Origin of the sequence: Rhizobium sp. NFACC06-2, assembly GCF_900101425.1 — a bacterium.
Classification (GTDB): domain Bacteria; phylum Pseudomonadota; class Alphaproteobacteria; order Rhizobiales; family Rhizobiaceae; genus Agrobacterium; species Agrobacterium leguminum.
Genome location: NZ_FMVA01000001.1, coordinates 724971 through 750230, shown reverse-complemented (window position 1 = coordinate 750230; position 25260 = coordinate 724971). Strand labels below are relative to the sequence as shown.

The window sequence follows — 25260 nt, the reverse complement described above, 5'->3', positions numbered from 1 at the left end:
TCTGTCCGTCGGGAACGCCAGCCTCAAATATCCTTCGCCAGACGAAGCGCATCGTAGATTGCCGCATGGGTATTGCGTGCGGCGACCGCATCGCCGATCCGGAAGAGCCGGTAGGCGCCTTCCGGGTTGCGCTCGACTGCTTGGGCGGCTCCTGCAAGCAGGGCATCGTAGGAGATTTCCCCGAGGTTTTTCGAACCGGGTTTGAGTTCGAAATAAAGGTCGTCCAGCGGGATCGTGCCATGGTTGACGACGATCTGGTCGACGGTTCTCGATTTTGTCACGCCGCCATAATCGCTGCCGACATGGGCAATGAGCTGGTTGCCGTTTCTTTCCGCCGCTTCCAGCCGGTAGGTAACGGTGAAAGTCACATCGCGTTTTTGCAGCGAGCGCATATAGGGAACGAGGTTCATGGCCATGACTTCCGGGGCGAAGGCGCGGTCGGGCGTCATGATTTCCACTTTCGCCCCGGCTTTTGCGAGGAATTCGGCGGCTTGCAGACCGGCATGATCGCCGGCATCGTCGAAAACCAGCACATTCGTTCCCGGCTTGACGTCTCCTGAAATGATATCCCATGCCGAGACGACGAGATCGTTGCCGCTGGAAAGTACATCGGTATGCGGCAAGCCGCCGGTGGCGATGATGACCACGTCAGGGTTCTCCGAAAGAACCGTGTCCGCTTCGGCCCAGTTGTTGAAGTGAAAGGTAACGCCCAGTCTCTCGCACTGGCTCATGCGCCAGTCGATGATGCTGATCATCTCCCGGCGGCGTTCGCTTTGCGCCGTCAGCCGGATCTGGCCGCCGGGATTGTTGGCGGCCTCGAACACGACGACCTCATGGCCGCGTTCGGCACAGACGCGCGCGGCCTCGAGCCCGGCCGGTCCGGCGCCGACGATCACCACCTTCCGGCGTTCCGCCGCTTTGGGTATCTCGTGCGGCATGGTTTCCTCACGACCCGTTGCCGCATTGTGAATGCAGAAGGCGAGACCGCCCTGATAGATGCGGTCTAGACAATAATTGGCGCCCACGCAGGGGCGAATATCGTCCTCGCGTTTTTCCATGATCTTGCGCACGATATGCGGATCGGTCATGTGGGCGCGGGTCATGCCCACCATGTCCACCTTGCCCGCGGCGATGGCGTGGCGGGCGGTGGCGACATCGGGGATCTTGGCGGCGTGGAATGTCGGGAAGCTGGTCGCGGCGCGGATTTCACCGGCGAAATCGAGATGCGGTGCATTGGCCATGCCCTGAATGGGGATGACGTCGGTCAGGCCCGGGTCGGTGTCGATATGGCCCCTGATGACATTGAGATAATCGATCAGGCCGCTGTCCTTCAGGCGTCTGGCGATTTCGATGCCTTCTGCCTTCCCGGTGCCGCCCTCAAGACATTCGTCGGCGGTGTAGCGGACACCGAGGATGAAATCGTCGCCCACACGTTCGCGCATCGCCCTGAAAACGTCGAGACAGAAACGCATGCGGTTTTCAAGCGGGCCGCCATAGGGGCCGTCCAGTTCGTTGGTCAGTGGCGAGACGAACTGGTCGATGAGATGGCCATAGGCTTCCAGCTCCACCCCGTCCATTCCGCCCGCCTTCATGCGTTCGGCGGCGTCGGCGAAGTCCTTGATGATACGCTCGATATCCCAGTCCTCGATCTTCTTGGGAAAAGCCCGATGCGCCGCTTCGCGGTGATGGGACGGCGCAAGGATCGGCAGCCAGTCGCCCTTGTCCCAACGGGTGCGGCGGCCGAGATGCGTGAGCTGGATCATGATGGCCGCGCCCTGTTCATGCACGGCGTCGGTCATTTCCCGGATCCACGGGACGATTTCATCCTTGTAGGCGAGCAGGTTGTTGAAGACGGGCGGGCTGTCCCTGGAGACAGCGGCGGAGCCGGCCGTCATTGTGAGCGCAACGCCGCCCTTCGCCCGCTCCACCGTGTAGGCGCGGTAACGCCCTTTCGGCATGCCATCCTCGGGATAGGCGGGTTCGTGCGAGGTGACGATGATGCGGTTGCGCAGTGTGAGGTGTTTTAGCTGGTAGGGCTGAAGAAGGGGATCGCTCGACATAGCCTGCTCCAAAAGGGTTTCTGTCTCAAGGCTAAGCGGGAATGTACACTTATGTCAATTTACAAAACACAATTGTCTTTCCTTTTGACATGGGTGTACATACCGCTTGTCGCGAAGAGACCGATTTGCTACGAACGCGTCATGGAAGCGACATTGAACGACACCGGCTGGCGTGGATCGCAGGAGGGGTGGCTTGAGGCCGCCTATCAGGCTTTGCTGGAATCGGGGGTGGATTCCGTCAAAATCCTACCATTGGCGAAAAAGCTAAATCTGTCGCGCACGAGCTTCTACTGGTTCTTCAGGGACCGGGAAGAATTGCTGGCTGCGCTTGTCACCCGCTGGCGGGAAAAAAATACCGGAAGCATCGTCCGGCAATCCGAAGCCTATGCCGAGACGCTGGCCGAAGCCATGCTGAATGTTTTCGACTGCTGGCTGGATCCCGCGCTTTTCGACAGCAGATTTGAATTCGCCGTTCGAAGCTGGGCCCTTCAGTCCGACGAGATTCTTGCGGAGGTTCGCAAGGCCGACGAGATGAGAATGGCGGCGCTTTCCCGCATGTTCGTGCGGTTCGGCCACAATGAAAACACGGCGGATGTGCGTGCCCGGACCACCTATCTGGTGCAGATCGGCTACATTTCCATGCAGTCCGAGGAAGATGTGGCGGTGCGGATGCAGAGGATTCCGGACTATATCGCCATCTATACCGGTGAGATGCCGCAGCAGCGTGAGCTTGACCGATTTTATGCGAGGCATGGGTACAGGCCTGCAACGGCGCAACCGTGACATTTCTAGAGTGAGGTCAGCGTAAAACGCACGCAATGCCGTCGGATTATGTGCTGCAAGGTGGTAGAAGACGATTTGTCTGCCCGCCGTCCTGCAATGTAGCTGCAACATTTCTCGACCAGTGGTGGGGATGGCAGGAATCCATTTCCGGGGGAAGTCATTGCGAATCTTGCTTCTTGAGGATGAACCCGAAATGGCGCGCGCGCTTCTTGAAGCCCTGCGCCGGCGCGATGTGCTTGCCGATCATGTCAGCACCATCAGCGATGCTGACGCCCTTGCGCAGGACGGGTCTTACGATGTTCTGGTTCTGGATCGCCGCCTTCCCGATGGCGAGGGGCTGAACCTGGTGGCTTCGCTTCGGCGGAGCAGGCATTCCTGCTCGTCCTTTTTGTCATCCTTCTCATCGGCTGGATGCGGATCATCGATCCGCGGCTCGAAGGTGCGAATGAAGAGGCTGCCCGTATCGTCGCGGAGAGCGTGACGAAGGATGGACAGGGCAGGCCGCAACTTCCGGCGACGCCGGAGCTGGCGGAACTTGAACGGCGCTATCCGAATCTCTGGTTTGTGGTGCACGACGCCAATGACATCGTATTGCAATATGGCGCTGTCCCGGGGCCTGCCCTGTCGGCGGTATTTCCCCAGAGTTTTGACCGTGCGCGTCTGGAGGTGGCCGGAACGCTACGCGCCACCGTGAAAACCGCAATACAGCCGCCGGGCGCTAGTTCGCCGGTTATCGGTATCAGAGGCCGGCAATGTTGCGGCCGATATGGCGCAGTATGCTTTTGAAGAGTTTCACTTCGGCCGGGTCGAGGCCTTCGATTGCGGTTTTTTCGAACATGGCGGCGATGGGCATGAGTTCATCGGCCAGTTCCTCGCCCTTCGGGGTGAGGGTGATGCGCACGATGCGCGCATTGTCGAGCGGCCGCTCGCGGCTGACGAGGTTACGCCGGACCATCAGCCCCACAAGCCGGGACAGCGTGGAAATCTCCACCGACACCATGTCCGAAAGCTCGGTCAGCGTCTTGCTCTCCTGCTGCCGCAGCGTCGCCAGCACGCGATACATCGGCAGGGTGATGTCATAGGAGGCCAGTCTTACCGAAAAGCGCTCGCCAAGCCGAACGCCCACCCAGTTGAGCAGGTAGGGTACCGAGTCGGTGAATTGATAAGACACGAGCAAATCCCCGTTTGAGAACCATCTGCGCAGATGCTGATGTGCGCCTATCGGCTGTACCGGCACAATCCATCCGTTTCAATAGCTTCGCCCCATAAGACGGGGGAATGCGGCGTTCTCTCCTGCACAAAAAATGACAAACAACATTTGCATTGACAAACGTTGCAAATGCAAATAAATAAGAATGCAGGATTTGGGAGGATCTCATGACATCAGCATTGTTTGGCCTGAGCAGCCTTGCGCCTGAAGGCGTCGGTCAGAATTTCCGTTCAACGATGCGTCGTTTTCCGGCGACTGTGACGGTTATCACGGCCTGTGCTTCCGGTGATCAGCGCGATCACGGCATGACGGTCACGGCCGTCACTTCGGTCTCGATGGAGCCGCCGTCCCTGCTGGTTTGCCTGAACAATCGCACCTTGCTGCATGAATTGCTGCTGTGCCGGCCGGATTTCATCGTCAACGTGCTGACGCAGGACCAGATGGTCCTCTCGGATGCCTTTAGCGGCAAGGTGCCGCCGGAAGATCGTTTCCGCGACGGTCAATGGCAGCGCCATGGCAATGGTGTTCTCTATCTGCCCACGGCCCATGCCGCCATCGCCTGCCGCCGGGTTGCTGCCATGCCTTACGGAACCCATACCGTCTTTATCGGCCAGGTGGTTTCGGCCGATGTCAGCGAGACGACGCGGCCGCTGCTTTACGAAAACGCCCAATATTGCGCCGCAAGCCCCGCGAGCCTGCCCGCCTGATCATTACCGCCCAGACAATTCCCGTGGGATAACCGCCGGCCAGCAACGTCCGGCCAGTAACGCCCGGAAGGAGACAATCATGAACGATATGAGCCATGCGCCGCTGCCGGCGCAAACGAACCCGCGTGCCCGCCTCGCAAGCCGCGTTACCGGCATAGCCGATCTTTTCCGGGCGAGCGCCCGGCAGACGGAGGAGGCCCGGCGCGTTCCGGCCAGCCACATCGAGGCGCTTCGTGGCATCGGTTATTTCGATATCGTCAAACCCCGCGCTTTCGGTGGCAAGGGCGGCGATTTCGCCGAGCTGGTCGAGGCCAATATCGAGCTTTCGGCCGCCTGTGCGTCGACCGGCTGGGTCGCCGGCCTGCTGTCGGCCCATCAATGGCTGCTGGCGATGTTTCCGGAAGAGGCGCAGGCCGATGTCTGGGGCGAAAACCCCGATGCACTGCTGTGCGGTTCCTATGCGCCCGTAAAGATGGCGGAGCTTGCCGACGGTGGTTATCGCCTCAGCGGCAAATGGGCTTTCGCCTCGGGCTGCGAGAATGCGCAATGGTCTCTCTGCGCCGCCATTCTGCCGCCGGAGGGCGAGGGCAAGCCGGTTCCGGCCTTCCTGCTCGTTCCCGCGAGCGAATATACCATTGAAGATACCTGGCATGTGGTGGGGCTGGCCGGCACGGGTTCCAAGACGCTCGTTCTCGACGATGTCTTCGTTCCCGGACATCGGGTTCTGACCTTTCCGGACGCCACCAGCGGAAAGACGCCCGGTGGAAAATATTATGCCGAGGAAGGCCTGTTCAACATGCCGCTGCTGACCGGCATTCCCTCCTGTCTCGCGGCGGCAGGCGTGGGCGCGGCCAGGGGCGCGCTTGCGGCTTACGTCGATCATGTCGGCGGCCGGGTGACGCGCGGTGCGGTGGCGGGCGGCAATAATCGCATGGCCGAATTTCCGACCATCCAGTTGCGCGTCGCGGAAGCAGCGGCGAGCGTCGATGCGGCTTGCGAAATATTGCTGCGCGATGTTGCCCGCGCACAGGCGCTCTCGCAGGCAAGGATCGAAGGCCGGGCGGAATTTACGGTGGACGACCGTCTTCTCAGCCGTCGCGGCCAGTCCTTTGCGGTGTCTCTCGCCCTGCGCGCCGTGCAGGCGCTCAACGATTCTACCGGCGGCGTCGGGCTCGATCTTTCCAACCCGGTGCAACGGGCTTGGCGGGATGCGAATGCGGTCGGCCGCCATATCAGCATGAACTGGGACGCCGTGGGCACCATGATCGGCCAGAGCATGCTCGGGCTCGAACCCAAGGGCCAATATTGATCGCCTCTCGGGCGGCAAATCAAAGAGTGAATTCGGAGGAAACCACATGCAAGGCAAGGTCGCTCTCGAGGAGCATTTCGCAATCCCGGAAACGCTTCAGGATTCGGCCGGGTTCGTACCCGGCGATTACTGGAAGGAATTGCAGCACCGCCTGCTCGACATTCAGGATACGCGCCTGAAGCTGATGGATGCGCATGGCATCGAAACCATGATCCTGTCGCTGAACGCGCCGGCGGTGCAGGCCATTCCCGACAGGAAGAAGGCGATCGAGATCGCGCGGCGGGCGAACGACGTCCTCGCCGAAGAATGCGCCAGGCGGCCGGATCGCTTCCTTGCCTTCGCAGCCCTGCCATTGCAGGACCCTGACGCGGCGACGCAGGAGCTTCAGCGCTGCGTCAACGATCTCGGTTTCGTCGGCGCGCTCGTCAACGGCTTCAGCCAGGAGGGCGATGGCCAGACGCCGCTTTATTACGACCTGCCGCAATATCGCCCATTCTGGGGCGAGGTGGAAAAGCTCGACGTGCCCTTCTACCTGCATCCGCGCAACCCGCTGCCGCAGGATTCGCGCATCTATGACGGCCATCCCTGGCTGCTTGGCCCCACCTGGGCTTTCGCGCAGGAAACGGCCGTGCACGCGTTGCGCCTGATGGCGTCCGGCCTGTTCGACGAACATCCGCGCCTCAACATCATCCTCGGCCATATGGGCGAGGGCCTGCCATACATGATGTGGCGCATCGACCACCGTAATGCCTGGGTAAAGCTGCCGCCGCGTTATCCGGCCAAGCGCCGTTTCGTGGATTATTTCAACGAGAATTTCCACATCACCACCTCGGGCAATTTCCGCACCCAGACGCTGATCGACGCGATTCTGGAAATCGGTGCGGATCGCATCCTGTTTTCCACGGACTGGCCCTTCGAGAATATCGACCACGCCTCCGACTGGTTCAACGCGACGACCATCGCCGAGGCGGACCGGGTGAAGATCGGCCGCACCAATGCGCGCCGCCTGTTCAAGCTCGACGGGCGTTGAACCATGCAGCCGTTCGTCTATATGGCCGCGCCCGCGCGCATCGTCTTCGGCGCGGGCAGCTCGGCGGGCGTGGCGGAGGAAATCCGCCGCCTTGGCCTGTCGCGGGCGCTGGTGCTTTCCACGCCGCAGCAGAAGGGCGACGCGGAGGCGCTTGCCGCCCGGCTCGGCCGGCTTGCCGTGGGTGTCTTCTGCGATGCGGCCATGCATACGCCGGTTGAGCTTACGAAAAACGCGGTCGAAGTCTATCGCACCACCGGAGCGGATTGCATCGTAGCGCTCGGCGGCGGCTCCACCACCGGTCTCGGCAAGGCCATTGCGCTGCGCACCGATGCGGCGCAGATCGTCATCCCGACCACCTATGCCGGCTCCGAGGTGACGCCCATTCTCGGCCAGACGGAAAACGGGGTGAAGACCACCATACGCGGGCCGGAAATCCTGCCGGAAGTGGTGATTTACGATGCGGAACTGACGCTTGGATTGCCGGTCGCCATCAGCATGACGAGCGGGCTGAACGCCATGGCGCACGCGGCGGAGGCGCTTTACGCGCAGGACCGCAATCCCATCGCCAGCCTGATGGCGGTTGAGGGATTGCGGGCGATGATCGAGGCGCTTCCCCGCGTGAAGGCTGCGCCGCAGGATGTCAAGGCGCGCGAGATCGCGCTTTATGGTGGGTGGCTGTGCGGTACGGTGCTCGGTGCCGTCGGCATGTCGCTGCATCACAAGCTTTGCCACACGCTGGGCGGCAGTCTCGATCTGCCGCACGCGGAAACCCATGCGGTGCTTCTGCCGCATACCATCGCCTATGTGGAACAGGCGGTGCCGGATCTGCTTGCGCCGCTTGCTTCTCTAGTGGGCGGCAGGGCAGGGACGGGGCTCTACGATTTTGCCGCCCGGCTCGGCGCGCCGTCGAGCCTTGCCGCTCTCGGGGTCCGGTCGGACGATCTCGACCGCATGGCGGAGCTTGCAACGGCCAATCCTTACTGGTGCCCGCGGCCAATCGAAAAAACTGCGATCCGCGACCTTTTGCAACGCGCCCTCGACGGCGCGCGGCCGGAGTGATGGGAGGAGACGATGGATATGAAGATAAGCAATGATGACGGTTACTTCGTCGAGGAACGTTCGGCTGAAACCGTGATCGCCCGGATGCGCGACTGTGACGATCCGCGTCTGAAGGAAATCATGGCGGTGGTGACGCGCAAGCTGCATGAGGCGGTGAAGGAAATCGAACCGACCGAGGAGGAGTGGATGAAGGCCATCCATTTTCTCACCGAGGTCGGCCAGATCTGCAATGAGTGGCGGCAGGAGTGGATCCTGTTTTCCGATATTCTCGGCGTCTCCATGCTGGTCGACGCCATCAACCATCGCAAGCCGAGCGGCGCGTCGGAATCGACCGTTCTCGGCCCCTTCCATGTCGCGGATGCGCCGGAAATGCCGATGGGTGCGAATATCTGCCTCGATGGCAAGGGTGAGGATATGGTGGTCACCGGCCGCATCCTCGATACACACGGCGCGCCGGTCGCCGGCGCACGCATCGATGTCTGGCAGGCCAATGACGAAGGTTTTTATGACGTGCAGCAGAAGGGCATCCAGCCCGATTTCAACCTGCGCGGCGTCTTTATCACCGGCGAGGACGGGCGCTACTGGTTCCGGGCCGCCAAGCCGAAATATTATCCGATCCCGGATGACGGTCCGGTCGGGCAGCTGCTGCGCGCCATGGGGCGGCATCCCTACCGGCCGGCGCATCTGCACTATATCGTTTCGGCCGAAGGCTTCACCACGCTCGTCACTCATATCTTCGATCCCGACGATCCCTATATCCGTTCGGATGCGGTCTTCGGCGTAAAAGAAAGTCTGCTCGCCGATTTCCAGCGGGTGGATGATGCGCAGAAGGCGCGGGACCTGGGTTTCATCGGCGACTGGTTCTGGTCGGTGAACCACGATTTCGTGCTCGCCCGATGAGCGGCGGGAGCGACCGAACCCGGCTTTACGTGCGTTTCGCCGAAAGCGATCCCGGTGCGGCCGCACAACGGGCGGCGCAGATAGAGGCTCACAAGGCCCATCTGCGCAATGGCGAGGCGATGGCGGAAGGGTTCAAGATTCTTGTCTCCGGCCCGATGAGCGCGGTTGCCGACGGCCCATCCGCCGCCCTCATTATTGCGCAGGCGCGCTCGATCGAAGACGTCATCGCCTTCAGCGATGCCGATCCATTCGTCATTCACGGTGTTTATAACCGCATTCATATTTTGAGCTGGACGCCGACGTTGTCGACTATTTCAGGGCTGGAGCCTGGCTGAATTTCGTCGGCGCGGTGCGCCTGGCATTTGTTAATATTTCATTTGCAATTTTTGCAAATGCAACATTTAATCGAAGACGGGATGCTGGCGATATGTCCTTGACAGGAGCAGGGCACATATCAGTGTGGAGCACGCCGGGCACTCACGGAGGATATCGCAGGAACGGGAGACGCTTATCCATACCGGATGGCGCGTTCATGCGTGAAAGGGAGGAACATGTCCACGAATTACCTGAGCGCCGCGTCAGCGCGGACGAAGAACCCGGCCGGCGTTATCGCGACATGCGGCCTGATGATCATGTTTGACGGTTACGATCTCGTCGTTTACGGCGCCGTCGCACCTGCACTCTTGAAAGAAGGCGCATGGGCGCTCAACCCGGCCATGGTCGGGCGCGCCGCCGCGCTGACGCTGGTAGGCATGCTGCTGGGCGCGCTTTTTGCCGGCACCATGGCCGACCGCATCGGCCGCCGGAAGGTGGTTCTTCTCAGTCTCGCCGGCTTTTCGGCGATGATGATCGCCTCGGCCATGACGCCGAATTTTCTCGCCTTCGAAATCACGCGCTTCTTCGCGGGTCTCGGGCTTGGCGCGCTGTTGCCGACGGTCACCGCGCTGGTGCTGGAATTTTCGCCGCCGCATCGCAGGGCGCAGGCCAATTCCCTGTCTTTCCTCGGTTATCTTATAGGTGGCATCATTTCCGGCGTCATGGGCATTCTCCTTCTGGAGGCCTATGGCTGGCGGCCCCTGATGCTGATCGGCGGCCTGCCGCTTATTCTTCTGCCGATCTTCATGCGTTTCCTGCCGGAATCGCCCGAATGGCTGGCAAGCAAGGGCCGGCAGGCGGAGGCTGACGGCATTTGCGACAGCTACGGTCTGCAACGCATCGTGCCGCATGCGAAAATTCAAAAGGGCGGTGTCGGCGCGCTGTTCTCGGAAGGCCGGCTGCTCTCGACGCTGAATGCCTGGGGCATCCACTTCTGCTCGCTGCTTCTCACCTTCGGCATGGTCAACTGGCTGCCCACCATCATGAACAAGATGGGTTATGATATCAGCTCGGCGCTCAGCTTTTCCGTCATGCTCAATGTCGGGGCCGCGATCGGCATCCTCATCGGCGGTCGGTTTGCGGATAAGGGCAACGTCAAGGTGGTCGTAGCGATCCTGTTTGCCATCGGCGCCGCCTCGATCTTCGCCCTAACGGTGAACAAGGGTCCGCTTCTTTATGCCTTCGTCGCCCTTGCGGGCGCGGGCACCATCGGCACGCAGATTCTCGCCAATGTTCTGGTCGGAAGGCTCTACCCCGTTCATATTCGCGGCACGGGTCTCGGTTTTTCGCTGGCGGTTGGGCGGCTAGGCGGCATTGCCGGTCCGATGATTGGCGGCCTCGTGCTGCAGCGGGGTCTGGCGCCCGAGTGGAATTTCTACATTTTCGGCTCGGTCGCACTTGTGGGGCTGATGCTGACGGTATTGACCCTGCTTTACCGCACCTCCGGTGACGCGCGGGTTTGATGAATGAAACGGCTGGCCGCGGAGAACTGAAATCCGCGGCCGGCGCATCTCCGGCAAAGCTGCCGAGCGGTTTTACGCCCGGAAAATGACTTTAACGCATCACGCCTTGCGGGATACCGGCGCGATTGTCGCCATCTGCTGCAACGTCCGTTCGTTGACGCGCTTGGCCCGCGCCAGCGCATCGTCGCGATCTTCCGGCAGTGTATAGGTCATATAGGACAGCGACGTTTCGAGGTCGTTGTTGTTATGTCCGAGAATGGCGGCGAAGTAGCTGTTCTTGGTCACATGCGGCGGCGCGAAATTGTGAAAGGCCACCTCGGCATAGAGGTGCCGGAGGCCATAGGGCTTGGGCAGCTCCTCCTTCGGCCAGAGATCCTCGAATAGGTTAAAAACCGTGTCCCGGAGCAGCAGGCGGGTTTCTGACGAAAAATCGTCGATCGACATGCCATGCCACAATTTTCCCTGTCCGCTTTCGCGCAGGCGCCTATAGGCGGCCAGAATGGTTTCCGAGCGGGCAAGCACCGGGATTTCATAGGTAATCCCGAATTTCGTTCCTTCGCCCTGTTTCGTCTTGGCCTGGCCGTTGAACAGGAGGCTCCATTTGGAGACGCCCTTGCCATAGGGGGCCGGCGAAAATTCGGCCTGGGTGAAGACCTCGTAGGGGCGGCGTCCTGTCATGCCGATCAGGCCGATGCCGATCATCAGGGGATCGGCGGACAGGAGCTTATCGGCGCAAATCTTCAGAACCTGCCGATAATTCTCGAAGGTGATCAGCGCGCCGTGTTTTCTGGCGATCTTCTCCATCTTCACCCGGCGTGCATCGTCATACATCGCGGCATCGCCAGTGGCGATCTTCAGCATCGGGTGGTCGTCGCCGAAGGCCTCGCGGATGGCGTTACGATATTTGGTGATGTAGGAGATGATCGTGGTCTGGGCTCTGCCCTTCATGGTGCTGATTTCAGCATTCCACAGGGTCTGCATCTCTTCTTTCGTTCCCATGCCGTTCATCGCCGAAATGAAATCCGCGATGCGCAGCAGAACGGTCGGCTTGCGACCGGCGGTATTGAACTCCGCCCGTTCGATTTTTTCGACGATGGAGGTCGCCACGCCGGTTTTCGTATAGTCGGCGCGCGCAATATAGGTGTTCAGCCGCTCGCGCAGCTTCTTCATGTTGCAGATGGCAAGCGGCGTGCTCTTGACGCCGAACTCGGCCTTCAGCGCATTGCGATATTTCATGATGTAGAGTTCGAGCGTCTTTTCGGTGCGGCCATTGTCGAAATGGTAGCGGACCTCGGCATCCCACAGATCGCGGATTTTTCTGTTGCGGAGCGTGTCATCGCTCTTCATCGCCTCTTTGACCTGGCCGACGAAATGATCGATGCGTTCCACGAGGACTGGTGTTTTCGTCTTTCGCTTTGAAGCGGGCATGCGGCGGCTCCCTGAACCCGTCCGGAAATATAAAATCCATGGTTGGCGATCAACAGCAGCACGGTTGCGGAAATGTGATGAACATCCACTGCAGGCCGGTTTCTTTTGAATAATAGTTTAAGCGATTCCGCAAGCACGGCTGCGACGCGAAGAAGCATCGGCGATGCATTCGCCGTCAAAGATTATCCGAGATGCGGAATATCGGCCTGTGGTGATGCAGGCTATTTCGGCAGCCGGGTCTTCAGCGAGGTCACGATACGCTTGGCCAGTCCCTCATAGTCCTCGTCAAAATGGTGACCGCCTTCGATGCCGACCGCTTCCACGCCCTTGGCTTTCAGGCCGGGGCAGGGGTCTTCATCCTCTTCTTCCGTGCCATAGATGCATTGCACCAGCTTCGGATCAATCTTGGCGATGTCATCCACCGTCTTGCCGCCCTTGCCTTCACCGGCAACGCCAAGCCAGCCTTCGACGGAAATCTCGAAATCCACTTCGGTCGAAAGTCCCATCAGGGTCAGTTGTACGACATGCGACTTGTCGCGGTCCGGCAGCAGATTATAGGTGGCGGGCAAAATATCGGCACCGAAGGAATAGCCGATCAACACCACATTGCGGACTTTCCATTCCTTGCGATAGGTGTCGATGATGCGGCCGAGATCTGTGGCGACCTCCTGCGGTTTCTTTTCCTTCCAGAAATAGCGGAGCGAATCGACGCCGATGACGGGTATGCCTTCCTTCTGGAAGGCGCCGCCCACTTCCTCGTCGAGATCGCGCCAGCCGCCGTCGCCGGAATAGATCACCGCCATGGTGTCCATCACCGGGCTGGTTTCCAGAACCTTGATCGGCAGGCCGAGCGGGCTGTCCGTGTCGCCTGCGGCGTCGATCTGGTCGGACAGGGTCTGGGTCAGAACCTCGTCCGCCTTGTCATCCACATCCGTCACGTCGATATCGGGATGCAGCTTGACGAGCGCGTTGACGTGATCGCGGCCCTTCTGATCCGCGGCAGGTGTGAACAGCACGCTGACGGGGGCGGGCAGCGGGCCGTCGGTCAGGCCATAGACCGTTTCGCCATCCGCCTTGTCCTTGGTGGCGGGGGTGCAGAGGATTTTCTCGAGCGGCAGGCCGGCCTTGGGGTCGACGGCGATGGCTTCACGGACGGTGGAGACGGGGCTCTGCGCGATCATCGCCAGCGCCAGCGTTCCGCCCTTGCCGATGCCGGTGAGGATGGGCTGACGATAGCTGCTCGTGCCGGCGGTGCGCTGAATTTGCTGCGAGAGCGACTCGATGTCCGATATCATATAGATGCACTCGTCATCATCGGCCTCGAGCGCCTTCAGATATTCCTTGAAATCGATACCGACCACGGCGGCACCTTTTTCCACCAGCGCCCTGGCGCGGGTCTCATCGGCAGCCGTCCATCCGTCCGCATCGGAAATCAGGAAGACGCTGGCGAGAATTTCGCCATCCGGCACCATGATATGCTCGGAAGGGATCATGCCGGTCTCGTAAGCGGGCTTGTCCTGCGCAAAAACGGCGCCAGAAACAAAAAAGGGGGAGGCGAACAGGGCGGAGGCGGCAAGAACCGCTTTCAGCATGCTGGGTTTTCTCATTTTCCGATCACTCCTCTGACGCCGCCGCTGATGAGAACCGTCGCGTCCATCAGCGCCAGAGCGGCGTCTGCGCCGTTCTGCACGGCAAGGTAACGCGGTTCCCATTTCGGGTGGAACTTCGCCTTGAAGGCGCGAAGTCCCTTGAAGTTGTAGAAACGTTCGCCGTGTTCGAACAGCGTGCTGCCGATGCGGTCCCAGACGGGGGCGGCGTCGCGTTTCGACATGCCGGACATGGGGGCCATGCCGAGATTGAAGCTCTCATAGCCCGCCTCGCGCAGATATTGCATGATGCTGACGAAGAGAAAATCCATCGAGCCGCGCGGCGCATCCGGCGAAAAACGCATGAGGTCGACGGTGGCTTCCTTTTTTGTGTCCGTCACCATCAGATTGGCGAATGCGGTGATCTTTCCATCCTTGCGCAGCACGGCGACGGGTTGCGACAGGATGTAATCCGGCTCGAAAGCGCCAAGAGAGAAGCGCTTTTCCCGGGTATTGTGGTGGGCGAGCCAGCCATCGGAGACCTGTTTCAGCTCATCCAGAATATCCGCCACCTGCGCCTGTTCGACCACCTCGAAGGTCAATCCGTCGCGCGCGCCGCGGCTCAGCGACTGGCGAAGATTGGCAAGCTTGCCGCCCTTCAGTTCGAATGCGGTGAGATCGACCAATGCCAGTTCGCCGAGCTTGAAGGCGCGCAGGCCCGCATCGGCGCAATGGGAGAGGAGGAAAGGCGAAATCTGGTAGAAGGCGGCGCGCGCGCCGGCGCCACGGGCGGCCTCCACGAATTGCCAGACCAGATCCGGGAAATCATCCTCATCGCCGACCGGATCGGCAAACGCGATCCATGAGCGGCCCTGAATCCCATACATGATGAAGGCGTTGCCGCTTTCGGAGAACATCACGTGTTTGTCGCCCATGCGCACCAGATTGGCGTCGGCCGCATCCTGTTTCATGACGATGCCGGTCGCACTTGTGACGTCGTCGGCCTTGATGGCGTCCGGCCTGAAGGCCACCGGCCGCATCAGGCTGAAGATGGCGATGGTGGAGGAGGCAAGAACAAGGCCGAGAAGGGCGCGCAATCCGCGCGGCGCTTCCTCGGAGAATTCGAACTGCCACCATAATGTCTGGCTGTAATCCGTATCGCGATAGACGAAGAGCAGGATTGTCGCCGCGCCGGCAATGATGACGGCCATGGCGGCGAGCCAGCTTGGCCCAAGCGCCTGCTTCACCAGCGAGGCATGGCGGTTGAAGCTGCGCATATTGACGGAGAGGGCCGCAATGAAGACGCCGAGGATGGCGGCTTCGAACACGGCGATGGCCTTGAGGAGCGAGAGGACCAGCGCCAGCGAGGCCGCGACGAGCGCAATCCACCAGGCGCCGTCCAGCCGCTGCCCGAGGCCGCGCGAGGCGACGACAAGCACGAGGCCAAGAATGCTCGTCAGAAAATGCGCCGCCTCGACGATGGGAAGCGGCACGAAATTGGAGAGGAAATCCAGATTGCTGTCCGGTGTCGGCGTCACACTCGAGAAGATCAGCATGGTGCCGAGGATCATCGCGAAGGTCGATAGCAGCGGCGGCGCGAGCCTGACGGCAAGCTGGCTGATATCGGAGACAACAGGCTTTGCCGCGAACTGCTTCATCTCCGAGACGAGCATGACCAGAATGGCCACCACCAGCGGCAGCACGTGATAGATCACGCGGTAGAGAACGAGGCTTCCGAGCAGCTGATCGACGCTGATGGCGTTGCCAAGCCCCGCAACCATGACGGTTTCGAAGACGCCAAGGCCGGCGGGCACATGGCTGAGGACGCCGAGGCCGACGGCGGTGGCGTAGATGGCGAAAAATGTCGGCCAGCCGAGATGCGTGTCGGGCAGCAGGACATAAAGCACGGAGGCGGATGCGGCGATATCGAAAGCAGAGACCAGGAACTGGCGCGACGATGTCCGGCTGTCCGGGAGACGAAGCCGCCATGCGCCGAGCCGGATGGCGCGCCCGTTGCGCCCGACATAGGCGGCCGCCACGAGAATTGCGATTATGGCAAGGGCTGCACCCCTGAGAATAACGGCATCGACGCCGATGATGGCGGCGATGCGCGGTGCGACGATGAAGGTGGAGATGGCGCTGACCGAAAGCAGCCCAAGCCCGAAGGACAGCGTGACGAAGGCGATGACGCGGGCGATTTCGCCGGGTGAAAGACCCAGCCGGGAATAGGCGCGAAAGCGGATGGCGCCGCCGCTCAAGGGGCCGAAACCGGCAGTGTTGCCAATGGCATAGGCCGCAAACGCAGTTGCCGCCATGGGCGGAAAGGGCAGCTTGCGGCCGATATATTCGATGGCATTGGCGTCGTAGAATATCAGCGCCAGAAAGCTGAGCGCGGTGAAGACGATGGCGAGCAGCACCGCCGAGGCCGAGGTCTGTGTCAGCGCATCGATGACGTCGTCATAGCGGACTTCGGAGGTCAGGTGATAGATGGCGAAAGTCATCATCACAAAGACCAGCGTAATGGCGATCGCGGTTAGATAGGGGCGGTTTCTGGCAAAAAAGCTTTCAACCGCAGATTCCGTAACATCGGTTTGTGTAATTTCGCTCTTGTCTGCCATTTACTTTGCCCAGCGCCAGTTCCTGTTGGCGAACCACAGGATTGTGTCGCTAATTCGTTTAGGTTGAGGAAATGTGATTAGCAGAAAAGCATGAAGTGTCGATGTGAAGTTTATGTCCGATCATGCGTCGATTTCACCGGTTGGGCGCTGAAAATGCAACTATGGAATGCATGATTGACGGGATTGTTCCGAATGACGCCAAATTGACCGTTGTGGTTGCTTGGTGGTGCAGTTTGATGCGACTACACGCTCCTTTCGATTGAAGGAGATGCCAATGAACAAGCCCACAAGAATAGTCGTTTCGCTCGTCGTCGCCCTTGTGGCGGGCGGCGGATACATGGCCGTGGATAAGATGCGCGGCGCCGAATGGGTCGTTTCGCCGCAACAGATCGCGGAGGCGAAGGCAAAAGGGCAGATGGGTTATGAATCCCGTCCGGGCACCGTGACGGTGTTGCCGATCCGCAGCGAGACGGCGGATGTGCTGCCGATGAAATGGGCGCTGATCGGTGTCGTCGCGGGGCTTCTGGCTTTCCGGGCGACCGGCAAGAAAAAAGCGGCAAAGGCTTAAGGTCCTGCCGCTCACATCTCCGGCGCTTTGCGCCGGAGATAAATTGCAATATGCCTCACGCGCCCCAGGTTTTTTCGAGCACACGAATCCAGTTGCCGTGGCAGATTTTGGCAAGCGCCTCGGCGTCATAACCACCCTTGCGCAGTGCTTCGACCAGCAATTGCAGATCGGCTGCGTCCTTCATGGCCGCGGGAATGGTGGTGCCGTCGAAATCCGAACCGAGCGCGACGTGATCGATGCCGATGCGGTTGACGATATAGTCCACGTGGCGGACGAGTTCGTTGAGATCGGTGTCCGGGTTCTTCACGCCGTCCTGACGCAGGAACAGAACGCCGAAATTGATGCCGGCAAGGCCGCCCGTGTCGCGGATGGCGTCAAGCTGCCGATCCGTCAGATTGCGGCTGTGATTGCACAGCGCATAGGCGTTGGAGTGCGACGCCACCAGCGGCGCGTCGGAAATCCCGGCAATATCCCAGAAACCCTGCTCATTCATGTGCGACAGGTCGACCATGATCTTCAGCTCGTTGCAGGTCTTTATCAGTCGCTTGCCGGCATCCGTGAGGCCCGGGCCGATATCCGGCGTCGAGGGGAAACGGAAGGGAACGCCGTAAGCGAAGATGTTCGGGCGGCTCCAGACCGGCCCGAGCGTGCGCAGGCCCGCTTCGTAGAGAACGTAAAGCGCATCCAGATCGGCGCCGATCGCCTCCGCACCTTCGATATGGAAGACGGAGGCGAAAGCGCCCTCTGCCATGGCGTCGCGGATATCGGCGGCTGTGCGGCAGACCTTGAGCGCGCCTGCGGATTGTTTTTCGGCCCGGAACAAAAGGCCGGCCATGGCAAGCGTCGCCTTCAGCGCATCCGCCTCGGTCGGCGTCGGGTAGTCGCCGTTGGCGTCCTTGTCCATGCTGGGCGAAGGCACATAGGCGGCGCAGAGGCCACCGGCCAGGCCGCCTTTCTTGGCGCGGGGCAGGTCAATGTGGCCGACGGTATCCCCTTCGATGAGAAGCGTTTCGGGGGAAGCATTGCCCGATCGCCATAACCGCAGAAGCACGTCGTTGTGGCCGTCAAAGACGGGTACGGTTTTTTGATCGGTCATGGTCATTCACCTTCGGAAATGGGATTGCGCGGACGCGCCTGCGGGAGAGTTTTCAGAATTGGTAGAGGAAAGGTCAAGCCGGGAGCAAATGCAATCCGTGCATAGGCTCTGCCAAATTTGGAATTGGTCGGGCCTCGTTTGCTCATGGTAATCGCGGGAAACATAAAAAAAACGACTGGATTGGGCAAACCCATACCGTTTTCCGAAAAATAAGGTCCGAAAGGGGATTTTCGATGATTTCAAGACGCAACCTGCTGATTGCCGGCGCTGCCGTTCCGTTCCTGTCCTATGCGCGCATTCCGGCCTTTGCCGCAACGCCCAAGGATATTCTGGTGGTTGCCCAGCAGCTGGACAATATGACGAGCCTTGATCCGCATGAAGGTTTCGAGGCTGTCGGCGGTGAAATCATCTCCAACATGTATCAGAAGCTGGTGCGCGCCAACCGTGAGGATTCGACCAAGGTCGATCCGGTCATCGCGAAATCCTGGGAAGCCGATGCGGACAGCAAGGTCTTCACCTTCACGATCGGTGACGAGGCGACCTTCGCGAGCGGCGCCAAGGTCACGGCGGAAGACGTCGCCTTCTCGCTACAGCGCGCCATCAAGATGAACAAGAGCCCGGCCTTCATCATCAGCCAGTTCGGCTTCACGCCTGATAATGCCGAGACGACCATCGTTGCCACTGATGACAAGACGGTGAAGCTGACGACGGCAAAGCCGACCGCCATCTCCTTCCTGCTTTATTGCCTCTCCGCCAATATCGGCGCGATCGTCGAAAAGAAGGCGGTTCTCGCCAATGCTTCCGGCGAAGACCTCGGCAATGGCTGGTTGCAGAAGAACAGCGCCGGTTCGGGCGATTTCATGCTTCAGGCCTGGAAGCCGAGCGAAAGCGTCGCTCTGACGGTCAACCCGAATGGCCCCTACAAGGGCAATATCAAGCGCGTCATCCTGCGCCACGTTACCGATCCGTCTTCCCAGCTTCTGATGCTGCAGAAGGGCGATATCGACATCGCCCGCGACCTGACGTCGGAGCAGTTGCGCACCGTCAAGGACGACGCCAACATCGAGCTGGCGCGTAAGTCCATTGCCTCGCTGGTCTTGATTTCGCTCAACCAGGGCAATGAGAACCTCGCCAAGCCGCAGGTCTGGCAGGCCATCAAGTGGGCGCTGGACTATAAGGGCATGCAGGAAAACATCGTGCCGCTGACGCACGAAATCCACCAGAGCTTCGAGCCAAAGGGCTTCCCCGGCGCCGTCAACGACATTCCGTATCAGCGCGACGTCGAAAAGGCCAAGGCGCTCATGGCGGAAGCCGGTCTTGCCGACGGTTTCGAGATCAGCATGGACCATTATTCCGCGCAGCCTTACCCGGATCTGGCGCAGGCCATCCAGGCAAACCTTGCCGATATCGGTATCAAGGTGCGCCTGCAATCGGCCGAGAACCGCCAGGTCCTGACCAAGATGCGCGCCCGCGAACACCAGATGGCGCTTTCGGCCTGGGGAACGGATTATTTCGATCCGCATTCCAACGCCGATGTCTTCAACATCAACAAGGACAATGGCGACGACGCCAAGTCGAAGCCCTTCCTGTGGCGTTCGCGCTTCAAGAACGACGATTTCGCTGCCAAGGCGGAAGCCGCGCGTGACGAGAAGGATCCGGCAAAGCGCGTAGAGCTTTATGAAGCCCTGCAGCGCGAGCACATGGAAAACAGCCCGTTCGTGTTCATGTTCCAATGGAGCAAGACGGCTGCCTTCCGCAAGGGTGTTTCCGGCTTCGAACTCGGCGTTCTCTCCGAGGGCAATTCCTACCACGATGCGAAGAAAGCGTGACATTGAACAAGCGCGTTAAAAGCATATCGTCGATACTGGGCAGCGTCCTCCTGACGCTGTTCGGTTTGATGGTTATCACCTTCATGATCGGGCGCGTCATGCCCGTCGATCCCGTCATCGCGGCGGTCGGCGACAACGCGCCCGAAGACGTCATCGTGCGGGTCCGGGCCGAAATGGGTCTCGACCAGCCGCTGGTCGTGCAGTTCTTCCACTATGTCACGCAGGTCCTGCATGGCGATTTCGGCAATTCGATCCTGACGCGCAATCCGGTCTGGATCGATATCAAGCGCGTTTTCCCCGCCACATTCGAACTTGCCACCGCAGCCCTCATTCTGGCCGCGCTGATCGGCATTCCGCTCGGCGTCTGGGCCGCCGTGAAGCAGGGCAAGCTGACGGATCAGGTGATCCGCGTCGTCTGCCTTGCCGGTCACTCCGTGCCGGTCTTTATGCTGGCGCTGATTTCGCTGCTCGTCTTTTACGCCACGCTCGGCGTCGCACCGGGACCGGGTCGGCAGGACATCATCTATGACGGCATGATCACGCAGGTCACCGGCCTGATGACGGTCGACACGCTGCTTGCGGGCGACTGGGACGCCTTTTACGACGCCATCGCCCATATGGTGCAGCCCGTCTGCATTCTCGCCTATTTCAGCATGGCCTATATTACCCGCATGACGCGCGCCTTTATGATCGACGCGCTGAAGGGTGAATATGTCATCACCGCCCGCGCCAAGGGGCTTTCGGCCATGACCGTCATCTGGGGACACGCCTTCCCGACGGTCGCCGTGCAGCTCGTCACGGTTCTCGCGCTCACCTATGCCGGCCTTCTCGAAGGCGCCGTGGTGACGGAAACCGTGTTCAGCTGGCCGGGTCTCGGCCAATATCTCACCGTCTCGCTCATGAACGCGGACATGAACCCCGTCGTCGGAGCAACCCTGTTGATCGGCTTCATCTATGTCGCCCTCAACCTGCTCGCAGACGTGCTTTACAGAGTTATGGATCCTCGCGTTCGATGATGTTAGCAAATTTCAGAAACTGGGCGCTGGATGAAACGCCGCATTCGCGAACACAGGCTGCCTGGGGCAACCGGTATCGCATCTGGCTCAATCTCAAGTCCAACCCGCTGGCGGTGATCGGGCTTACGATCATCGTTCTCTTCATCGCGCTGTCGCTGCTGGCGCCGCTGCTTGCGCCCTACGACCCGGCGACGCAGAACCTCGGCAACCGTCTGGCGTTTCCGAGCGCCGAGCACTGGTTCGGCACGGATGAGCTCGGTCGTGACATTCTCTCGCGCATTCTCTATGGCGGCCGCGTTACGCTCGGGATGGTCATTGCCGTCGTCGTGCTCGTCGCGCCCATCGGGCTCGCCATCGGCTGTATCGCCGGTTATTTCGGCGGCATCGTCGATACGGTGCTGATGCGGGTGACGGATGTGTTCCTGGCCTTCCCGCGCCTCATCCTCGCGCTGGCCTTTGTTGCGGCACTGAAGCCCGGTGTTGAAAGCGCCATTCTCGCCATCGCGCTCACCGCATGGCCGCCCTATGCGCGTCTGGCGCGCGCCGAGACCATGACGGTGCGCGGCAGCGACTTCGTCGCGGCTTATAGGCTGACCGGCGCTTCCGCCTGGCGCATCATTGCACGTCACATTGCGCCGCTCTGCGTGCCGAGCCTTATCGTGCGCATCACGCTCGACATGAGTTCGATCATCATCACCGCCGCAAGCCTCGGCTTCCTCGGCATGGGTGCGCAGCCGCCTTCGCCGGAATGGGGTGCGATGATCGCCACCGCCAAGCGCTTCATCTTCGAACAATGGTGGGTCGCCACCATTCCCGGTATCGCCATCTTCCTCGTTTCGCTCGCCTTCAACTTCCTCGGCGATGGCCTGCGCGACGTTCTCGACCCGAAGGGACATTGAGCCATGCTGGTCGAAATCGAAAATCTGAAGATCGCATTCCAGACCCGCACCAGCCGTTTCGAGGCGGTGCGTGGTGTTTCCATGAAGCTCGGCACCGAAAAGCTCGGCATCGTCGGCGAATCCGGTTCGGGCAAGAGCCTCACGGCGCGCGCACTGATGAAGCTTCTGCCCTCCAACGCCGATATCCGTGCCGACAAGCTCGCCTTTGACGGCATCGATGTGCTGTCTGCCAGCGAAAGGCAGATGCGCCAGATCCGTGGCAAGCGGGCGGGTTTCATCCTGCAGGACCCGAAATATTCGCTGAACCCGGTGAAGACCATCGGCGCGCAGGTGGCTGAAGCCTGGCGCACCCACAAGGGCGGCAGCAAGCGTGCGGCGATGGAAGCGGCCATCGCGCTTCTCGATCAGGTGAAGATCCGCAATCCGCGTCAGGTCGCCTCTTCCTATGCGCACGAGGTTTCCGGCGGCATGGGCCAGCGCGTGATGATCGCCATGATGCTGGCGCCCGATCCGGAACTGCTGATTGCCGACGAACCGACCAGCGCGCTCGACGCCACGGTACAGGCGGAAATCCTGCGGCTGATCGAGGAGCTGGTATCGGAACGCGGCATGGGCCTCATCCTCATCAGCCACGATCTGCCGCTCGTTTCGCATTTCTGCGACCGCGTTGCCGTCATGTATTCCGGCCGGGTGATGGAGGAACTGAAGGCTTCCGAGCTTTTGAAAGCCCAGCATCCTTACACGCAGGGACTTTTAAACTGCATTCCCTCGCTGACGCATCCGCGCGAGCGTCTTCCCGTTCTCAACCGTGATGCAGCGTGGTCCAGCCAATGATCGACGTCGAAAACCTCCGTATCAAGTTCGGCGACCGCGAAGTGGTAAAGGGCGTCTCCTTTTCGGTCGAAAAGGGCGGCAGCTTCGGTATCGTCGGCGAAAGCGGCTCGGGCAAGTCCACCATCCTGCGCGCCATGGCGGGCCTCAACGAAAGCTGGGAAGGCCGCATCGCCTTTGCCGGCAAGGATGCGCCGCTGAAGCGCACGCCGGAATTCTTCCGGCAGGTGCAGATGGTGTTTCAGGACCCCTATGGCTCGCTGCATCCGCGCCAGACCATCGACCGTATTCTTAGCGAATTGCCGCTGGTGCATGGCATGGACAATATCGAAAAGCGCATTCAGCAGGCGCTCTCGGATGTGGCGTTGCCGCAGGCGGTGCGCTTCCGCTTCCCGCACCAGCTTTCCGGCGGCCAGCGCCAGCGCGTGGCCATTGCGCGTGCGCTGATTGCCGACCCGCAGGTGCTACTGCTCGATGAACCGACTTCGGCGCTCGATGTCTCGGTGCAGGCGGAAATCCTGAACCTGTTGCAGGACCTGCGCGCGGCGCGCAACCTCACCTATATTCTCGTCAGCCACAATCTGGCGGTCATTGCGCATCTGTGCCCGCAGGTGGGCGTGATGCTGAACGGCGAAATGGTGGAGCAGCTGAGTGCGGGCGATCTGCGTGAGGGCCGTACGAAACATCCGCATACGGAAGAGCTGCGCAGCCTGAGCATTCGGCTGGAAGAACCGGCCTGAGGTCGGGGCGCTAGTAGATCGAGTGGGTGCTGCTCGTTTCTTCTCCCCGTCGGGGAGAAGTCCGCGGCAGCGGGATGAGGGGGCAAGCTCTCAGTTTATCGCTGACGTTGCCCCCTCATCCGACCCTTCGGGCCACCTTCTCCCCGGCGGGGAGAAGAAACAAGCTGCGATGGCGGCGATAAACCGTTGTCCTCGCGTGTGCATTCGACCCATAAACACACGAGACCAAACCATGCCACATCAATTCGATTGGAACGCCGCGTCAACCCTTTCAGAGACCTTCGTCTCGCAATGGGCGGGCAACGAGCCGGGCGGAGCGGTCATTGGTTTTGATCTCGATGGCATTCGTTTTGCCCATGCGGGCGGCGTCGAAAGTCTCTCGACCTTCGCACCCTTCACGCCGCAGAGCGTGGTGCGTTACGCCTCCGTCACCAAACACGCTTTCTGTGCCATGGTGCTTGCGCATTCCGATCTGATCGGGCTTGACGATCCGCTCGGCAAGCATCTGCCGGAGCTGCAATCGCCGCTCCGCGAGGTGACGGTGGGGCAGGCGCTGGATATGAGTGGCGGGCTGCCGGATACGCGGGAATGCCTCTCCCTGCTTGGTCTTTCCGTTTACACGGAGACAAAGGCCGGCCCGCTTCTCGAATACTTGTCGCGGCTCACCCGGCTGAATTTCGATGCCGGCAGCGAGGTGTCCTATTCCAATACGGGCTACCGTCTGGTGGAAGCGGCGCTGGAGCGTCGCGGTTTCCGTTTCGATGATTTCGTTCAGACGCAGATTGCCGGCCCCTTCGGCGTGTTCCTGAAGGCGCCGGATGTCTGGAACGATCCGGTCGATGGCCTCGTGCCGGGCTACTGGAGGGCTGAAGACAACTGGCAGCTTTCGGCCGCCGGTCTGCATATTTCCGCTTCGGGTAGCCTTGCCGGCAGCGCCGAAGCATTGACCCGCTGGCTGCAGGGGCTGATGCGGGGCGAGGGCAGTTTTGCGGACGTTCTGGAAAGGCTCTCTGCCGAACGTTCGCTGGCAGATGGGCGGATGAGCGAATATGGCCTCGGCCTGCGCTGGTCCCATCTGGGAGACAGGCGCTTCGTCGGTCACGGCGGTTCGCATCCCGGCTACAAGACTTACTTTCTGCTCGATCCGGAAAACGGCACGGGTTTTGTCGTGGTGTCGAACCGCGAGGATACCAACGGCTTCAAGATCGCACTTGAAAGCATGGCGGCCCTCACCGGCCTGCCTTTGCCCAAGCCGGCCGCCAGCTTGCCGGAAGGCCTTTACGTGACCGAAAGCGGGCCGTGGTGGCTGGAAATCAAGGGCAGTACGTCGACTTTCATTGATGGTGACGACACGCTTTATGAGGATGCGGATGGCTGGGTCTCTTCCCGCTCCGCATCGTCTCCGATGCGCCTCAGGCTAGAGGGTGATGCCATTGTCGGCGAGGCCGGCCACGCCGCCCGCCGCTTCCTGCCGGTCGGCGATCATGCGGTGCCGGATGATCTTTCGGACTCGTGGCGCTCGGATGAGGGCGCCGAATTTTCGATCAGCGGCTCATCGCTGACGATGGGCATCGGCCCCACGCGCCGGAGCATGCCCTTGAAGGCGCTCGGCAATGGCCGTTTCCTTTTCACGCTCATCGATGGGCCGTGGACGAAGCGCGTCTGCCTCAACCGGCTGGGTGACGACCGGATCGAGCTGGTATCAAGCCGGGCGCGGATGATCGAGTATTCCAGAAGCTGCTAACGGTCTGAA

Annotated in this window: 21 protein-coding genes and 2 pseudogenes; 17 read left to right on the top strand and 6 right to left on the bottom strand. The window is 60.8% G+C overall.

Features of this window, described 5'->3' with window-relative positions:
* Positions 1-23 precede the first annotated feature (23 nt).
* Entirely contained in the window at positions 24-2060 is a 2037-nt protein-coding gene (locus F3H58_RS03910; RefSeq protein WP_149741256.1) for an NADH:flavin oxidoreductase, read from the bottom strand.
* A 141-nt stretch (positions 2061-2201) separates the two neighbouring features.
* On the opposite strand from F3H58_RS03910, the gene F3H58_RS03905 reads away from it, so the two are divergent.
* From F3H58_RS03905 to F3H58_RS27795, 3 genes and pseudogenes are all read left to right on the top strand, one after another.
* Entirely contained in the window at positions 2202-2843 is a 642-nt protein-coding gene (locus F3H58_RS03905) for a TetR/AcrR family transcriptional regulator (RefSeq protein ID WP_188128758.1), read from the top strand.
* Between the two features lie 160 nt (positions 2844-3003).
* A pseudogene (locus tag F3H58_RS03900) lies at positions 3004-3219 on the top strand (response regulator); the annotation flags it as partial.
* Positions 3219-3562: pseudogene (locus F3H58_RS27795) on the top strand (sensor histidine kinase); the annotation flags it as partial. The pseudogenes F3H58_RS03900 and F3H58_RS27795, both read left to right, overlap by 1 nt.
* A gap of 20 nt (positions 3563-3582) precedes the next feature.
* Here F3H58_RS27795 and F3H58_RS03890 read toward each other — a convergent pair.
* Positions 3583-4014 carry a MarR family winged helix-turn-helix transcriptional regulator gene (locus F3H58_RS03890; RefSeq protein ID WP_004433168.1) on the bottom strand — a complete coding sequence of 144 codons (432 nt, stop codon included), beginning with the start codon at positions 4012-4014 and terminating at the stop codon, positions 3583-3585.
* A 206-nt stretch (positions 4015-4220) separates the two neighbouring features.
* Here F3H58_RS03890 and graD point away from each other — a divergent pair, with 206 nt between their 5' ends.
* The 7 genes from graD to F3H58_RS03855 all read left to right on the top strand — a co-directional run bounded on the left by graD (position 4221) and on the right by F3H58_RS03855 (position 10896).
* Positions 4221-4760: an FADH(2)-dependent resorcinol hydroxylase reductase component gene (gene graD / locus F3H58_RS03885; protein ID WP_149741255.1), complete on the top strand. Its 540-nt coding sequence runs from the start codon at positions 4221-4223 to the stop codon at positions 4758-4760.
* A 79-nt stretch (positions 4761-4839) separates the two neighbouring features.
* Complete coding sequence (graA, locus tag F3H58_RS03880; protein ID WP_149741254.1) at positions 4840-6069, top strand: FADH(2)-dependent resorcinol hydroxylase oxygenase component; 1230 nt, start codon at positions 4840-4842, stop codon at positions 6067-6069.
* Between the two features lie 46 nt (positions 6070-6115).
* On the top strand, positions 6116-7099 hold the full coding sequence (tsdA, locus tag F3H58_RS03875; RefSeq protein WP_059755140.1) for a gamma-resorcylate decarboxylase: 984 nt from the start codon (positions 6116-6118) through the stop codon (positions 7097-7099).
* A gap of 3 nt (positions 7100-7102) precedes the next feature.
* Complete coding sequence (locus F3H58_RS03870) at positions 7103-8158, top strand: maleylacetate reductase (RefSeq protein ID WP_149741253.1); 1056 nt, start codon at positions 7103-7105, stop codon at positions 8156-8158.
* Positions 8159-8170: 12 nt separating this feature from the next.
* Positions 8171-9058, top strand: a complete 888-nt coding sequence (gene graB / locus F3H58_RS03865; protein ID WP_149741252.1) for a hydroxyquinol 1,2-dioxygenase — start codon at positions 8171-8173, stop codon at positions 9056-9058.
* Positions 9055-9393, top strand: a complete 339-nt coding sequence (locus F3H58_RS03860; protein WP_149741251.1) for a YciI family protein — start codon at positions 9055-9057, stop codon at positions 9391-9393. The genes graB and F3H58_RS03860 overlap by 4 nt, the downstream gene beginning before the upstream one ends.
* Before the next feature lie 216 nt (positions 9394-9609).
* On the top strand, positions 9610-10896 hold the full coding sequence (locus F3H58_RS03855) for an MFS transporter (RefSeq protein WP_188128757.1): 1287 nt from the start codon (positions 9610-9612) through the stop codon (positions 10894-10896).
* A gap of 99 nt (positions 10897-10995) precedes the next feature.
* On the opposite strand, the gene telA is transcribed toward F3H58_RS03855, so the two are convergent.
* The 3 genes from telA to mprF all read right to left on the bottom strand — a co-directional run bounded on the left by telA (position 10996) and on the right by mprF (position 16528).
* A complete protein-coding gene (gene telA / locus F3H58_RS03850; RefSeq protein WP_149741249.1) occupies positions 10996-12324 on the bottom strand; it encodes a telomere resolvase TelA in 1329 nt (442 codons plus the stop codon).
* Between the two features lie 221 nt (positions 12325-12545).
* Complete coding sequence (locus tag F3H58_RS03845; RefSeq protein WP_149741248.1) at positions 12546-13931, bottom strand: virulence factor; 1386 nt, start codon at positions 13929-13931, stop codon at positions 12546-12548.
* Positions 13928-16528, bottom strand: coding sequence for a bifunctional lysylphosphatidylglycerol flippase/synthetase MprF (mprF, locus tag F3H58_RS03840; protein WP_080856748.1), 2601 nt, complete (start codon positions 16526-16528; stop codon positions 13928-13930). The genes F3H58_RS03845 and mprF overlap by 4 nt, the downstream gene beginning before the upstream one ends.
* A 274-nt stretch (positions 16529-16802) precedes the next feature.
* On the opposite strand from mprF, the gene F3H58_RS03835 reads away from it, so the two are divergent.
* Positions 16803-17096: a hypothetical protein gene (locus tag F3H58_RS03835; RefSeq protein ID WP_078051636.1), complete on the top strand. Its 294-nt coding sequence runs from the start codon at positions 16803-16805 to the stop codon at positions 17094-17096.
* 55 nt (positions 17097-17151) lie between these two features.
* Here F3H58_RS03835 and F3H58_RS03830 read toward each other — a convergent pair whose 3' ends face one another.
* On the bottom strand, positions 17152-18192 hold the full coding sequence (locus F3H58_RS03830) for a dipeptidase (protein ID WP_149741247.1): 1041 nt from the start codon (positions 18190-18192) through the stop codon (positions 17152-17154).
* Between the two features lie 233 nt (positions 18193-18425).
* Between F3H58_RS03830 and F3H58_RS03825 the strand changes: the two genes are divergently transcribed.
* From F3H58_RS03825 to F3H58_RS03800, 6 genes are all read left to right on the top strand, one after another.
* Positions 18426-20021 (top strand): ABC transporter substrate-binding protein, encoded by a 1596-nt coding sequence (locus tag F3H58_RS03825; RefSeq protein WP_149741246.1) that lies wholly within the window; start codon positions 18426-18428, stop codon positions 20019-20021.
* Between the two features lie 2 nt (positions 20022-20023).
* Entirely contained in the window at positions 20024-21037 is a 1014-nt protein-coding gene (locus tag F3H58_RS03820) for an ABC transporter permease (protein WP_188128773.1), read from the top strand.
* Entirely contained in the window at positions 21034-21936 is a 903-nt protein-coding gene (gene nikC, locus F3H58_RS03815; protein WP_004433196.1) for a nickel transporter permease, read from the top strand. Before F3H58_RS03820 ends, nikC begins: the two co-directional genes overlap by 4 nt.
* Positions 21937-21939: 3 nt before the next feature.
* Positions 21940-22770: an ABC transporter ATP-binding protein gene (locus F3H58_RS03810; RefSeq protein WP_004443518.1), complete on the top strand. Its 831-nt coding sequence runs from the start codon at positions 21940-21942 to the stop codon at positions 22768-22770.
* Positions 22767-23507 (top strand): ABC transporter ATP-binding protein, encoded by a 741-nt coding sequence (locus F3H58_RS03805; protein WP_149741244.1) that lies wholly within the window; start codon positions 22767-22769, stop codon positions 23505-23507. Before F3H58_RS03810 ends, F3H58_RS03805 begins: the two co-directional genes overlap by 4 nt.
* A 232-nt stretch (positions 23508-23739) precedes the next feature.
* Positions 23740-25251 carry a serine hydrolase domain-containing protein gene (locus F3H58_RS03800; protein ID WP_149741243.1) on the top strand — a complete coding sequence of 504 codons (1512 nt, stop codon included), beginning with the start codon at positions 23740-23742 and terminating at the stop codon, positions 25249-25251.
* The last annotated feature ends 9 nt before the right edge of the window (positions 25252-25260 follow it).

Coding starts and splice junctions, on each gene's coding strand:
- F3H58_RS03910 (WP_149741256.1), bottom strand. CDS start 2,060: ATGTCGAGCGATCCCCTTCTTCAGCCCTACCAGCTAAAACACCTCACA.
- F3H58_RS03905 (WP_188128758.1), top strand. CDS start 2,202: ATGGAAGCGACATTGAACGACACCGGCTGGCGTGGATCGCAGGAGGGG.
- graD (WP_149741255.1), top strand. CDS start 4,221: ATGACATCAGCATTGTTTGGCCTGAGCAGCCTTGCGCCTGAAGGCGTC.
- graA (WP_149741254.1), top strand. CDS start 4,840: ATGAACGATATGAGCCATGCGCCGCTGCCGGCGCAAACGAACCCGCGT.
- tsdA (WP_059755140.1), top strand. CDS start 6,116: ATGCAAGGCAAGGTCGCTCTCGAGGAGCATTTCGCAATCCCGGAAACG.
- F3H58_RS03870 (WP_149741253.1), top strand. CDS start 7,103: ATGCAGCCGTTCGTCTATATGGCCGCGCCCGCGCGCATCGTCTTCGGC.
- graB (WP_149741252.1), top strand. CDS start 8,171: ATGGATATGAAGATAAGCAATGATGACGGTTACTTCGTCGAGGAACGT.
- F3H58_RS03860 (WP_149741251.1), top strand. CDS start 9,055: ATGAGCGGCGGGAGCGACCGAACCCGGCTTTACGTGCGTTTCGCCGAA.
- F3H58_RS03855 (WP_188128757.1), top strand. CDS start 9,610: ATGTCCACGAATTACCTGAGCGCCGCGTCAGCGCGGACGAAGAACCCG.
- telA (WP_149741249.1), bottom strand. CDS start 12,324: ATGCCCGCTTCAAAGCGAAAGACGAAAACACCAGTCCTCGTGGAACGC.
- F3H58_RS03845 (WP_149741248.1), bottom strand. CDS start 13,931: ATGAGAAAACCCAGCATGCTGAAAGCGGTTCTTGCCGCCTCCGCCCTG.
- mprF (WP_080856748.1), bottom strand. CDS start 16,528: ATGGCAGACAAGAGCGAAATTACACAAACCGATGTTACGGAATCTGCG.
- F3H58_RS03835 (WP_078051636.1), top strand. CDS start 16,803: ATGAACAAGCCCACAAGAATAGTCGTTTCGCTCGTCGTCGCCCTTGTG.
- F3H58_RS03830 (WP_149741247.1), bottom strand. CDS start 18,192: ATGACCGATCAAAAAACCGTACCCGTCTTTGACGGCCACAACGACGTG.
- F3H58_RS03825 (WP_149741246.1), top strand. CDS start 18,426: ATGATTTCAAGACGCAACCTGCTGATTGCCGGCGCTGCCGTTCCGTTC.
- nikC (WP_004433196.1), top strand. CDS start 21,034: ATGATGTTAGCAAATTTCAGAAACTGGGCGCTGGATGAAACGCCGCAT.
- F3H58_RS03810 (WP_004443518.1), top strand. CDS start 21,940: ATGCTGGTCGAAATCGAAAATCTGAAGATCGCATTCCAGACCCGCACC.
- F3H58_RS03805 (WP_149741244.1), top strand. CDS start 22,767: ATGATCGACGTCGAAAACCTCCGTATCAAGTTCGGCGACCGCGAAGTG.
- F3H58_RS03800 (WP_149741243.1), top strand. CDS start 23,740: ATGCCACATCAATTCGATTGGAACGCCGCGTCAACCCTTTCAGAGACC.